Consider the following 13,384-nt stretch of genomic DNA (forward strand, 5'->3'; position numbering starts at 1 on the left):
AGTTACAAATTGACTGTATCGCCTGGTTGTAAGGAAAGTAAATATTCAATACCTTCAGATGCTAGCTGCTTAAGCAGGGCATCTGTTTCTTTTTTTGGGGCATGGACTAGAAGTTTATATGGACTGTTCAATGCTTGAGTCATTTTCCTTACATCAGGCAGTCCTTGGTGGATCTTGTATCGAACCATTTTTAATTGACAGCCACGTTCCTCTTCGCTCATCGCTAGAAGTCGCTGCGCTCTTGTTCCCGTAGCAACGTGGCCGGTTAAAAGAATGCCATTCGTAGATTTCGTGCGCAACTGCTCATAGTACCATTGGGATTTGGGAGATTGCATCATCCCATCACTTGTGAACCAGATGGTTGCCCGAGAATTGGCCATATCCTCATGCAATAAGCGTTGTCGCTGATCTTCATTGTGGATTACCTCAAAGCACTCATTACTCAAAGCCTCGGTGAGACTCTGCTCCATGCCTGGTTTCAGCCAACTGGCATGCTGGATCATTAGCTCCATGACCTGAATGAGTTCCGCTTCTGCACGTATTGGCGTTTCTGGGAAACGCTGACGCATAAGCATGAGCAGATCCTGTCCTCTTCCGCAAACAGGAACAGGCAGCAGCAGTTGACCACCTTCATTTAAAATCCCCTCAGCAGTAGCGAAAAGCTTCTCCAGCTTCTCGCTTTGATGCTCGGTATCGGTACTATAGGCGGCATCAATAATCGCAGCATCCAGAGGAATGTCTCCATGAATGATGGCCTCAGGTCGATCTGTACCCAGGAGCAAAGCATCTTCGCTATAATCTCCGGAAAAAAATAATCGTTTCCCATCGATTTCTAGAAGCATCCATATCGAACCCAGCATATGTCCGCTGCGCCCCCAACACATGCGAAGCGTAGGTGAGAGTGCAATCCATTGCTGAGGCGGAGCCATGTCTTCGATGAAAACGTATTGAATACGAGCGATATCCGTTTCATCATAGGGCAGCTCTCCATCTTGTTGTTTGACGTGTTTCTCCCAAGATGCATAATACCCAGGAAGCTGTTGCGCGGTTAATCGGGTCGTCCATACCTTGCCGGAATAACCTAGCTTATATAACCAAGGGATGGCGATTGAGTGATCCTCATGCGCGTGGGAAAGAAAAACAGCGTCCAATTCTGCGACTTTGGTCGGATCAATCAGCGGGTACTCTCCGCTTCCTTCGCGTTTTACACCACAATCGAGCAAAATCGATGTTTGTTCATTGCCTATCCAATAACAGGAGCGGCCGTGTTCGCCAGCACCGCCCCATACGTTCAATTGCATCATTCCACATTCCACTTTCTGTTTGTATTCATGTTGTTCACGATAAGCAGCAGCACAGTTGTGAGACCGACGGAAACGACGGCCATCGCCATGCCGAGCGAAATTTGACCTTGTTCAAATTGAGCAAAAATATAGGTGGCCGACGTTTGCATCGACGGCGGAAGCACCATCAGCGAAGCGACGAGCTCCCTGAGCGAGATGGTGAAGGTCATCATCCAGCCGGCAATAATACCCGGCAGCAGCAGTGGCAGGACAATACGTCGGAACACGTACAACGGCTGCCCGCCGAAGACTTGCCCGGCTTGCCGCAAGGATTCGTCCAGCTGGCCGTTACGTGCCTTGACGTATTGCACGGTATACGGCAGGAAGAACACCACGTAAGTGAGGACGACCATGCCGTAGGTGTTGTAGAGATGCAGCGGCATCCATGGCGCATTCCATAACATAATGAGTCCTACGACAAGGACCATGTCTGGCACTGTGTTCGGCAGCAGGCTGAACATGTCGGTTATGCGCTGCGGCAGCCGCTTGGCGCGGCCGATCGTTAAAGCGAACCAAGTGCCAAGCGCGGCTGCTAAGCAAGCGGCGAGCAGGGCGAGCCCTAGGCTGTTCAGCAGCGCTTTCATGCTCGGTGAGCCCCATTGCAGCAGCTCGCTGTAATGAAGCAGCGTCAGATTACTCCACGCCAGCCCGCCTCCCCGAAGCTTCATCAGCGAAGCTGAGATGATGGAGAAATACGGGATGCCAATGGATGCGGCGAGTAGCAGAGCGACATAGAGCCAGGCTATCGCTTGCTGCCAGCCGAGATAGAAAGCGACTTTGTCGCGGGTACCTTTGCCGCCGACAAGGTTATAGGAATTCCGGCGGACTACTACGGACTGTATGTACCAAAGCACAAGGCAGGCCAGTAACAGTAGGGAGGCTAGCGATGTTGCTTTCCCAAAGTCAACAGGCCAACTGGAGATAGAAGCCTGGATTTCGGTGGTTAGCACGAAATACCCGATGCGTCTGCCGAATGTTGCTGGTGTACCGAATTCAGCCAATGTTTTGACGAAGATGAGCAGAGCACCCATGACATAGCTAGAGAATACCAGCGGCAGCATGACGCGGCGGAGTGAATAGAGAAAGCTCGCTCCGTGAACAGCGGCAGCTTCTTCTTTGTTGCTGCCGACTTGGAGAATCGCATTGCGCAAAATTAAATATAGAAACGGAAACAAATGCAAGCTCATGATCGTAATCATTCCAAATAAGCTGAAAAAGTGGCTGCTGATCCATTGTGCCCCTGGAAAAAACTGTTCAAGATACCCACGAGGTTGCATGAATAAAATCCATCCCATGGAGCCAATGTACGGCGGTGTCATGAAAGGAATGAGCAGTACAATATCCAGCCAACGATGTTTGCGAAGCGGTGTTTTGGCCATGATCCAAGCTAACGGCAGGGCAAGCAGCGTGCAACCAACCACGACCCATATGCCGAGCATTAAAGAGTGACTGAACACACCCGTCAGATCTTTCTCCAGCACGACCTTAATAGGTGCCAATAAATCGAGGGATCCTTTAACCCAAATGCTTTTGAAAGATACAAATAAAAGAGGAAGGACGACCAGCATGGCTAGAAGCAGCAATGCCAGAAACGTCCCCGTACGTTTGAATATCATGTAATCGTCATCCCCGTCCGGAGCTTACTTTTTGAACAATTGCGTGAATTTCTGTGTCACACCGGCTTGATTATCATTCATCCAATTCCAGTCAACTTTAATTGTAGGGATGTCTTTCGCGCTTACTCTTCCTTGTACTTGGATATCACTGCGTCCGGAAAGCAGGTAGGAGTCAGTAACCATTTTTTGTGCTTCGTCAGAAAGCAAATACTCAATAAATGCCTTAGAGCTATCAACATTTTTACTCGTTTTCATAATCATGGCAGGTCGTGGAGAAATGACCGTTCCACTTGCAGGATAAATTAAGTCAATTGGCTCGCCTTTCGCTTTGGAGGCATATGTCATGTAGTCAACACTTGCCATTACGATGCTTTTAGCTCCAGATATAACAGGATCCATGGCTTCTTGGTTAGCGCCAGCAATAATAGCGCCATTAGCTTTCACTTTACCAAACAGGTCCCAAGCGGAATCACCGTTTTTATTCGCGTAGCCAGTCATGAAATCGAGTGCTGAACCAGACTGAGCCGGATCCGGAATATTTACTTTATCTTTCCACTCTGGATTCGTTAGATCGCTCCACTCTTTTGGAGGGTTGGTAACAGTTTTGGTGTTATAAGCAATACCTAATGCGGACAAGCTGTAGCTGAAATAGTTACCATCTTTATCGGAGTAATCAGTGATCAGCTTGTCGGCATTTTTAGCTTCTTTGAAAGGCAGTGTTAATCCGCTTTTTGTCATACCGATAGCTGAAGGGAGGGAAGCTAATACGACTACGTCTACAACTGGATTTGCTTTCTCCGCTTCCATACGAGCTAAGATTTTTCCTGTTGTGCCTTGGAACATTTCAACTTCTACACCTGTTTTAGCTTGGAAGCCTTTTTGGATTTTTGTAGCGAGATCAGCCGGTCCTGCACTGTATACAACAATTTTTCCGCTAAGCTTTTTAGCCTCAGGCGTTGGTGCTACTGTTGCTGCAGCCGTTGAAGCCGCTGGAGTTGCTGTTGATGGGCTTGAATTGGAGGTCTTGCTTGCTGCGCCACAGCCTGTTAAGCCAACACCTAATAGAACGGACATTAGAGCAATAGTACTCACTTGAAAGTTTTTCTTCATTTTCGTTTTCATTTTACATGCACCCTCTCAATTTGTTTGATTTCAACTCACTACAATTCATGAATCTGCTCTTTTGAAATATAAAGATTTACATTTTCTCCTATAGCCAACCTTGATGGATGATAGGCCATCCAAACTTCCTTTTCACCAATGTCTACACTGATTTCATAACGTTCACCGATATAGCTGACAGCTTGTACAACACCTGAATACACAAGGTCTTGTTCCGTCAAGCGTTCCCAGCGGACATGTTCAGGGCGAATGAGCCGCTTGTCCGTCTCCAACCAATTGGTTTTACCGATAAAACGGGCTGTAAACGGGTGGGTAGGCTTGCGATAGATGGCTTCAGGTGTGTCCTTTTGCAAAATGACCCCGCTTTGCATGACGACAATTTCATCTGACATGGACATGGCTTCGATCTGGTCGTGCGTCACATATATAGCCGTGAAGCCGATATTTCGTACCAGATTCATAAGTTCGATACGCATTTCTTCGCGCAATAGAGCGTCCAACGCACTCATAGGCTCATCGAATAAGACAAGCTGTGGTCGGACCACTATGGCCCGAGCAAGTGCGACTCGCTGTTGTTGGCCGCCTGACAGTTGATGGGGATATCGCTTCTCCATGCCCATCAGTTGAACCAGATCAATAGCTTCCATTGCATGTTGACGCCAATTTGCTGTATCGCCTTTTGCCTTGAGTCCGAAAGCAACATTCTCTAAGACCGTTAAATGCGGCCAAAGGGCAAAATCTTGAAACACCATACCAAAATCTCGTTGATGAACGGGACGGTTAATTCTGCGGTTCTTAGAGAAGAGACAAACATCCCCCAGAAGAATCTCACCTTGATCGGGAGACTCTAGACCTGCGATAATCCGGAGCAATGTTGTTTTACCGCACCCAGATGGGCCTAACAAAGTTGTGAATTTCCCTTTGGTAAGAGTTAGTTGAATGTCCTTGAGCGCCGGTGAGGCGCCGAAGGATTTGTTGATACCGTGAAGTAGTAAAGTCATTTCAAGCATCCTTCCGTTCTTAGGAACAATCTTAGTTTAGGTGAGCAAAATCAGCGGAGTGTCAACGTAAGGTAAATCTATTGTTAAGTTTTTGTTGGGAAACTATTATTCTCCATAGATTTTTTCTATAATGATTCTGCAAGCAATGAATGATAAGGAGAGTCTAACAATGAACTGGAATCTAATTAAACTGCAAATCGTTGAACTTCTGGATAAACATAAACGAATTACCACGGTTGCCGATCAATTAGGGTTAAAGCAGCCGACGGTTTCTTTTCATATGAAAAGCATGGAGCAAGAGCTAGGTGTAGGGTTATTTTACTCAAAAGCAGGAAAAGTGCATTTGACAGAAGCAGGGCAATCCTTAAACCATTATGCGAAAAAGATTAATGCGCTAGCTCAAGAAGCAGAGAGAGTTGTGAAGGAGTTTGATGAGAGAGGGAGCGGACATTTGAAAATTGGAGCAAGCTATGTGCCTGGTACTTATGTGCTTCCAAGCATTCTAAGCGGATTCTCAAAACTTTATCCGCAAATTTCGATTTCCCTCACCATCCGGACCTCTCCTGTCATTCAGGAAATGCTTCTCAATCATGAAATCGATATTGGCATTATGTCGGCGGAACCGTTTCAATGGGCGCCACTCATTGGAGAAACGTTATGTGAAGACGAGCTTGTCTTCTTTTTCAACCCGAAGCATCGCTTGGCAAGACAAGCTAATCTCCATCCAGAGGTGTTAAAGGACGTCCCCTTTATTTTGCATGGACAAGAGTCTAGCACGCGTACCATGACATTGAAATGGGCCAAAAGCTTAGGAATTGAACTTAAACCCGTTATGGAGATGGACTCCCTCGAGGCTATTAAGCAAGCCGTCTTAACAGGTGACAGCGTCTCGATAATTTCTAAAATAGCAATAGCAAAAGAGATGCAGCGAGATGAGCTGGTATATCGTGAAATCCCTCAAAATCCCTTTAAACGCTACATTTATTTCACATATAACGAAGACCGAATTCGGTCCTCATTCTTTGATAGTTTTTTCCAATACCTGCGTGATTCTGTCCAGAGCGAGTAGTTTCTTTTACAAAAACCACATGTTCAGCTGACAATCCAATAACAAAACTTCTTTATGCTCTTGTCTGAGAGGGAAACCTTTCCAAAAACGTAGAGGAGTTGAATTAATGTTTAAGAAAAAGGCATTAAAGTTGGTCATGGCTGCATTCGTTGGAACAAGTGCATTAGTTGGATTTGGAGGAGTACCTCAATCTGTATCGGCTGCAAGCAACATGGTTCCGGACTATGAGGTCAAACTTCTTCTGAATCCGAATGTCGTTCTTGGATCGGACTTCAAGCTAACAAGCAGCGTGAGATCAGCGTTTGGGATGCCAGAAACGGTGACGAAGATGAATGTTCAATTCCTCGACACGAATGCTAAGGATATTTACAACAATGGATGGAGTCCGAGAATTCGCAAGACAGAAGGCGAGAACGATTTCGAGCTCAGTTATAAAAAACGTTATGCCGTCACAGGCAATGATATTAATGGCGCGCTAACTTTAGCTAACCAAGAGGGCTTTAATTCAGGAGATACTGGGTATGAAGCCCAAATCGAGTGGGGATACCAAAAGAAAACTCTGAGTATCACCCGTTCCAAAAGTGGCAGCAAATCAGGTTACAGTGGTATGGATCTTCCTAACCAATCTGATTCACGCAGTCTTCTTATCAACAATGCACCTGATAAATTTAATAACTGGGTCTCAAGTGGATGGGGGACTAGCAAACTGTCCTCCTCCCGTATTTACGGCCCAGTGCTAGCCAAACGCTCGGTTGGTACTTGGAGCGGTCAGGAACTATACATCGAAGTGTGGCCAATTCGAAATGCAGCAGGTACGGGGACAGAATATGTTGTGGAAGCATCCTTCAAAACGACTAGCCAATCGACAGCCTCAGCCAAACATGATGAACTGATCACGTATTTGCAGGGTAAAGGATGGTTTCTAGCTCAAGATTCTTTGAAAACTCAGCTTATTATGGATCGTTATTAATCATTAAAAACTATGGTAATCATGGGAGATGAGAATATGATTCAAATGAGAAGGACATCTAAGGCTATCTTAGTCACAGCTACTGCGGCTATTCTTTTGACGGGTGGAATGATTTCGCCTAAACAGGCCTCTGCTGCAAATGGAACTCCGAGCTACGAAGTTAAACTAAACTTAGCACCAAGTATAGTTGTAGATTCGAGCCATAACTTAGTGAGCAGTGTGCGTAGTGAATTCTCAACGGGTTCTTCGGCTAAAAGTTATCGTGTCCAATACATGGATACTGCAGGGCGTTCGATGGACGGTCAAGGCTGGAGTGATCGAATCCGTAAGCGAAGTGACGAAAGCACGCATCAGCTCCAATTTAAGAAAAGATATCCGGTAACTGGCGGAGATGTTAACGCTGCATTAACGACAGCAGCCAGCGAGGGGCTGGACAGTTCAGCCTCCGGGTTTGAGTTTCAAGTTGACTGGACGCTTAATAAACAAACATTAAGTGTACAGTATGAGAAAGACTTAACGGTTTCCGGGTATAGCGGTAGTGGATTAAATGCTCCTAATCTGGCAACCTCTCGCTCCATTTCTGTTGCTAATGCCCCTAGCAAGTTTGCGAATTGGACTAGTGCGGGCTGGGGAACTACACAGTTAAACAACTCGGTCGTTTATGGGCCTATCGATTTCAAAAGGTATAAGGGAGATTTTGATGATCTAGAATTAGACATTGAAATCTGGACCATTGTAAATGCAGCTAAAACAGGAACAGAAGACATCGTCGAAGCCTCATTTAAGACGGACAGTTTAAGCGAAGCAACAAGTGCACGAACTAATTTAATTAACCTGCTTCGTACAAAAGGGTGGTTGGTTGAGAGCGATGTGCTTAAAACAAGCTTGATCATGGAGCGTTATGCACCAGTAGCACCAACCCCAGATACAACTGCCCCATCGGTCCCAACAGGACTAACTGGTTCTGCACTTTCCAGCAACCAAGTGAAGCTCGGGTGGACGGCTTCTACAGACAATGTAGGCGTTACAAGCTATGATGTTTACCGCAACGGTGCTTTGGTAGGTTCTGTGAACTCCAACTCGTATGCAGATACAGGGCTCACCGCCTCTACATCATACACGTATACGGTTATTGCTAAGGATGCGGCTGGTAACGTGTCTACAGCAAGTACAGCTGTTAGTGTAACTACGCTAGCCAACGGTGGCCCTGGAACTGGTGCACTTTACTACAATGTAAATGGAAGTGCGGTATCTTATATTGAGGCTGAGCAATTCACGGCTAAAAACGGCACATTTATCGAAGCAGCGTGTGCAGCCTGTTCAGGGGCAGTGAATATGGAAACACCTAACGGTTCTAGCGATAGTGAGACGAACTACATCAAATATGATCTAGAGGTCACATCAGGTGGTTCATTCTATATTTTCTTACTTTCACAAGGTCCCGATAGCAGTTCAGACAGCTTTAATTTAGCAGTCGATGGTGGCAGCAGCAAACAAGTGACAACAGGAAGCTCCAGTTGGGCTTGGAAAAAGCCTAGCAGCTCGATATCGCTATCAACAGGTTCACACACGCTCTATATCAAAGTGAGAGAAGATGGGGCAAAAGTGGACAAAATCGCTATTAGCAAATCAAGTAGCACACCATCTGGTCTAGGTGGCACTGCGCTAGCACCTTCCTATCACGAATAGATGTAAACCTCTGAGCCACCTTCCATGAAGGTGGTCTTATTCATCTAGATACATTGTCACTATCCCCACGACTCAGATTATTATATGTACCCCCGTTTTAGGGAAACAAAGCTGGCTTAAATGAACGAAAATGGAAATGTTTCTTGTGGTGAGATTTCTACGATAGCAAAATTCATCTAGATAAGCTTGCAAGTGCTTGGTTCCAAGGCCATGGAAGGTGTGGTTAATCCAGTTGCTAGCTTGTCTGGCAATCTCGATCAAGGGACGCAGGCGTTTGGGGGTATAGAAACCGGTAACAATCTCGACATTCTGAGTGTCTGTTTCAATATGCTGCTTGCGAAATATATGAATTTCGTTACGGGAGATATGTCTATCCTTTGGGGTAGGAAGCTGAACGTGCTTAATTTTGAGATAGTTAGATTCATTCGCTTCACTACTTGATGAACCTACGAGAAGAAGGTGCTCTTGCGGGTGTCTATGAACAGATGGGTTGAATGGACGACCATAGATGGCTGAATGAATACGTACGGAGCCTGAAAGGGGATTCTGGGTGTCGGAGTTTTGAATCATAGATCGAATCTTATGCAGGATTAGCCAAGCGGTCTTGTAAGTAACCTGAATGAGACTGGAAAGACCTGTAGCTGTCGTTCCTTCATCAGTACGGGAGACTAGAAATATTGCTAACAGCCATTTGTACAGCTCCGTTCGGCTGCCTTCCATAATAGTTCCTGAGGTTAGGGAAGCTTGATATCGACACTGGCCGCATTCATATAGAGGAAGTCTGCGTGTTTTGGTTGTATAGGCATGTCGATGGCTGCACCTCGGGCAGATAAAGCCCTTAGGCCATTTCATATGAAAAATATATTGTATGCAATGATCTTCAGAGGAGAAGCGACTCTTAAACTGTTCGAAAGACATATGAGAAAAATCCATGTAGCCTCCCCTAAAATGAAAATAGAACATTTGTTCCTGTTTGTATAATAACAAATAGATGCTCTTTTCGCAATACATTTTTGGAAAATATTATATTTAAAATTATTTTTATACTTCTGAGTCAATGGGATAGTGCCCATAGCTTATAAACATAAGAACAGTGGGGGGCAGCGTCTTGGGGGTAGTGTGAAAACAGTGGGAAGCAGCGCGAAGATACGGGAAGCTGAACTGCTCATAGGCTTCTTTTTCACTTCATGTCCGCATAAGGTAGTACTAATGACAAGCGGGGCAAGGGGGGAATGGGATGCTGCAAAGGCGACGGTGGAGAAGCAGACCTACAGGGAAATCAAACCGCAAAAAGGTGCTGTTGATCAGCCTTCTCATCATTGTCTTATTTTGTGTGCAGTTTTTTATCTATGTTGAACGCAATCTTAGACCTCCACTGATGAACTTAGCGAAAGTAAGGATAAAGCAGATTGCAACACAAGCGATTAATAGTGCAATTGCGGATCATGTGGCAGGGAATACGAAAGCAGAGCAGCTCATTGATTGGAAAATGGATAAAAACGGGAAGATAACAGGTTTCATGTTAAATTATAATGAACATATGCGCATTACATCGGATACGATAAAAACCGTGCAAGGTGAGCTGGATCATTTGCAATCCATATCTGAGCACATCCCAGTTGGGCAAGCGATGAACAGCGCGATCCTCTCCTCTTTTGGCCCAGATATCCCAATTAGGCTGCTGCCGGTTGGCAATGTGAAGGTTGATCTAAATACACGTTCGCAAAATGCGGGCATCAATATGGTGATGTTTGAAGTCTATGTACGCATTATTGCAGAAGTATCTGTCATTATTCCCTTTGATTCCGATACGGAGATCGTAGAAACAGAAATTCCAATTTCATATTCGCTTGTGGTAGGGGATGTTCCTACCTATTATTACGATAACAAAGGAAATCCTGTAGGCAGTAATAAGGACGCGGGTCTACCCAGCTTATCTCTTCCACAGATACCGAATGTCGGAACAACGACACCGAAGGGTGAAGGCGTTCAGACACAAGAAACGATACAAAAAGAGCCGACTCCATAAGGGAGCGGCTTATTTTCTTCTTTTATTTCGATCTTCACGTTCCCATTTTCGGAGAGAGGGGTAAGGGTCGAAGCTCCATTCCGTTAAACCATTATCCCGGTAAAGGCCAAAATGGAGATGTGGTGGAAATTTTCCTGATGTTCCGGGCTTACCGTATCCTGAGCTGCCAACCCAACCTATGGTTTGACCGGGTTTGACGATATCATTTTCTTTGAGACTTTTTTGGAAGCCAGAAAGGTGGGCGTAGTAGTGATAAATATTGTTCACATCGCGAATACCAATCCGCCAACCACCATATGGATTCCAGCCTTTCACTTCCACTATGCCATAGCAGGTACTTCTGACGGGCACTCCGTGCCTAGCAAATAAATCCGTTCCTTCATGAGAGCGGTGCCCTCCCCAGCCGCGACTGTCTCCCCAAGTACTGCGATAAGAGTAGTCTGCACTCACTGGAAGTGGGAATGCATGCTCCCCAAGGTCAAGTGTACCAAGAGAGTTATAAATAGTAGCGAATTGTTTGATGCGCTCGACGCTGCGCGAGTTTTGATAATAATTCCATAGGTTAATGAGTAAATTTTCCTCTTTCGTTCCATTTCTACTCATGAGAAAGGCCATTGATGCTAATAGATCCAAATCGTTGTTTCGTTCTGCGATCCCATCCCCCGAGCCATCTCGTCCGTAGCCGTGAAAAAAGGAGATGCTTTTCGGATTTGTATCCTGTTGGTCTGGATTTAGCATGCCGGCCCAATCTGCTTCAGGAAAATAGATGCTGGTAATCCCTTTGTGTACGGGCCTTTTCTTGGCAATATTCATTGTCCTTTCATATTGATCAACAGCGGCTAAGTAGGCCCAGGGAATATCAGAAATTATACTCGTTTTTTCAAAAAGTTCTTTCCGCTCAGCGTTCAGGTTGGGGTTGACCTTCGACGGAGCCGGGGCATAAGACTGTTCGGATACAGCTACTTGGGAAGCCGCTATACGTGAGTGAGTCCCTGATTCGGCTACTGATAGGAGGAGGCAACAAGCTAGAACCCGCGCCCAAAAAGGTTTGCTTTTCATCACTATCATCCTTCCTGAAATGTTAGTTCTTAGGATGTGCTCTTCCGCGAATGTTTATCCTTAATATCTTTCGTTGTTAACCATTTTTTGCTATGATGCCTGTATGAGGTGAGAATGGTGAGTTTTAATCATAGGGAAGAGCATATAGACGATGGGATGCTGTTAATTCAAGCGAACTTGGATGATATGAATCCAGAGTGGGTTTCTTATGTTATGGACAAGCTCTTCGATGCTGGAGCAAATGATGTCTATGTGGTACCGATTATTATGAAAAAAGGACGGCCAGGCGTTATGTTGAATGTGCTGGTTGAAGCGACACGCCTTTCTTTTATCGAGGCCGTTATCTTTAGCGAAACAACGACGCTGGGCATTCGATATATGCACGCTTCCTGTCATAGATTAGCTAGAGAATTCGAACAAGTGGATACTAAATGGGGATTGCTAACGATAAAAGTAGGTTATCACCAAGGCAAATTAGTGCAGTATGCCCCTGAATTTAAAGAATGTGAACAAGTAGCCAGAGAGCATCAAGTGCCGTTGAAATTGGTCTATGAAGAAGTTAGAACGCAGTTTATGCTGCAGCACAAAAAAGCCTCCTCCTAGTTCAGGAAGAGGCTTTTTGTTATTATTGATGATCGTGAGTATGCGGGTGATGATGATCATGGTGGTGATGGTGATCATCATGTGAATGACCATGATTATGGTTATGCTCATGAGCGATGTGCTCGTGACCGACTTGCCATTTTCCAATGAAAGGATCCACTTTGCCGACCACGACACGAAGAACATTAGGTTGATTCGGCAAATCCCTTGTACCTGCTCCGTATCCGATTGTGTCTACGATCATTGGCGGAAAGCTTTTGGAGAACTCGTCCACAATTCCGGAAATAATACCTGCGCCAGTCGGCGTGGTCATCTCCAGACTATGGTTCGTTGAAGCGATGGGTAAACCACGCATCATCTCCAAAGTTGCCGGAGCGGGAACCGGATAAGTCCCATGATCAATATGAATGATTCCTGAGCCAAGTGGTACAGGAGATGCAAAGATACGTTCGATTTGTAAAGAGTCGATAGCCAAGGCTACCCCTACGATATCGACAATGGAATCGATAGCTCCAACTTCATGGAAATGTACTTTTTCAACTGGAATCCCGTGGATTTTCGCTTCAGCAATGCCAATTTTCTCAAAGATGGCTAAGCTAAGCGATGTGACGCGGTCATTAAATCCAGCTTCTTGAATGACTTTGACGATTTCTGAGTAATGACGATGTTTCTTAGGCGGATACTCCGGATCAAGGATTACGTCCAATTTAAGTGCGGAAATTCCACGCTTAATTACACGCTTCCATTCCAGCACGTACGGTTCAAGCTTAATTTTGGTAAGCTCACTTTCAATATAAGTCCGGTCTGCCCCTGCATCAACCAAAGCGCCAAGTGTCATATCGCCGCTGATTCCGGAGAAGCAGTCCAAATATAGAATACGCAT

At 45.4% G+C, this 13,384-nt stretch carries 12 protein-coding genes; 5 read left to right on the forward strand and 7 right to left on the reverse strand.

Features of this window, described 5'->3' with window-relative positions; all coding sequences use genetic code 11:
• Positions 1-2: 2 nt before the first annotated feature.
• From GQF01_RS20730 to GQF01_RS20745, 4 genes are read right to left on the reverse strand one after another with little or no spacing between them, the layout of a single operon-like run.
• The gene (locus tag GQF01_RS20730; RefSeq protein ID WP_161408616.1) at positions 3-1,304 is read right to left on the reverse strand and encodes an MBL fold metallo-hydrolase; all 1,302 of its coding nucleotides are present in this window, start codon (positions 1,302-1,304) and stop codon (positions 3-5) included.
• Positions 1,301-2,959 carry an ABC transporter permease gene (locus GQF01_RS20735; RefSeq protein WP_161408617.1) on the reverse strand — a complete coding sequence of 553 codons (1,659 nt, stop codon included), beginning with the start codon at positions 2,957-2,959 and terminating at the stop codon, positions 1,301-1,303. Before GQF01_RS20735 ends, GQF01_RS20730 begins: the two co-directional genes overlap by 4 nt.
• Positions 2,960-2,983: 24 nt before the next feature.
• Entirely contained in the window at positions 2,984-4,081 is a 1,098-nt protein-coding gene (locus tag GQF01_RS20740) for an ABC transporter substrate-binding protein (RefSeq protein WP_161408618.1), read from the reverse strand.
• Between the two features lie 38 nt (positions 4,082-4,119).
• Positions 4,120-5,082: an ABC transporter ATP-binding protein gene (locus GQF01_RS20745; RefSeq protein ID WP_161408623.1), complete on the reverse strand. Its 963-nt coding sequence runs from the start codon at positions 5,080-5,082 to the stop codon at positions 4,120-4,122.
• Between the two features lie 169 nt (positions 5,083-5,251).
• On the opposite strand from GQF01_RS20745, the gene GQF01_RS20750 reads away from it, so the two are divergent.
• The 3 genes from GQF01_RS20750 (at position 5,252) to GQF01_RS20760 (ending at position 8,810) form a co-directional block, all read left to right on the forward strand.
• Positions 5,252-6,151: a LysR family transcriptional regulator gene (locus GQF01_RS20750; RefSeq protein ID WP_161408624.1), complete on the forward strand. Its 900-nt coding sequence runs from the start codon at positions 5,252-5,254 to the stop codon at positions 6,149-6,151.
• A 106-nt stretch (positions 6,152-6,257) separates the two neighbouring features.
• Complete coding sequence (locus tag GQF01_RS20755; protein WP_161408625.1) at positions 6,258-7,121, forward strand: hypothetical protein; 864 nt, start codon at positions 6,258-6,260, stop codon at positions 7,119-7,121.
• A gap of 45 nt (positions 7,122-7,166) precedes the next feature.
• Positions 7,167-8,810 carry a fibronectin type III domain-containing protein gene (locus tag GQF01_RS20760; RefSeq protein ID WP_161408626.1) on the forward strand — a complete coding sequence of 548 codons (1,644 nt, stop codon included), beginning with the start codon at positions 7,167-7,169 and terminating at the stop codon, positions 8,808-8,810.
• A 72-nt stretch (positions 8,811-8,882) separates the two neighbouring features.
• On the opposite strand, the gene GQF01_RS20765 is transcribed toward GQF01_RS20760, so the two are convergent.
• Entirely contained in the window at positions 8,883-9,821 is a 939-nt protein-coding gene (locus GQF01_RS20765) for an IS1595 family transposase (RefSeq protein WP_328803498.1), read from the reverse strand.
• 226 nt (positions 9,822-10,047) lie between these two features.
• On the opposite strand from GQF01_RS20765, the gene yunB reads away from it, so the two are divergent.
• Positions 10,048-10,839, forward strand: coding sequence for a sporulation protein YunB (gene yunB / locus GQF01_RS20770; RefSeq protein ID WP_235960106.1), 792 nt, complete (start codon positions 10,048-10,050; stop codon positions 10,837-10,839).
• Positions 10,840-10,848: 9 nt separating this feature from the next.
• On the opposite strand, the gene GQF01_RS20775 is transcribed toward yunB, so the two are convergent.
• On the reverse strand, positions 10,849-11,907 hold the full coding sequence (locus GQF01_RS20775) for a M23 family metallopeptidase (protein ID WP_161408628.1): 1,059 nt from the start codon (positions 11,905-11,907) through the stop codon (positions 10,849-10,851).
• Between the two features lie 105 nt (positions 11,908-12,012).
• Here GQF01_RS20775 and larC2 point away from each other — a divergent pair, with 105 nt between their 5' ends.
• Entirely contained in the window at positions 12,013-12,501 is a 489-nt protein-coding gene (larC2, locus tag GQF01_RS20780; RefSeq protein WP_202556574.1) for a nickel pincer cofactor biosynthesis protein LarC2, read from the forward strand.
• 22 nt (positions 12,502-12,523) lie between these two features.
• On the opposite strand, the gene larC is transcribed toward larC2, so the two are convergent.
• Positions 12,524-13,384 (reverse strand): nickel pincer cofactor biosynthesis protein LarC, encoded by an 861-nt coding sequence (gene larC / locus GQF01_RS20785; protein ID WP_161408630.1) that lies wholly within the window; start codon positions 13,382-13,384, stop codon positions 12,524-12,526.

Origin of the sequence: Paenibacillus silvestris, from assembly GCF_009882985.1 — a bacterium.
In the GTDB taxonomy this organism is placed as follows: domain Bacteria; phylum Bacillota; class Bacilli; order Paenibacillales; family NBRC-103111; genus Paenibacillus_E; species Paenibacillus_E silvestris.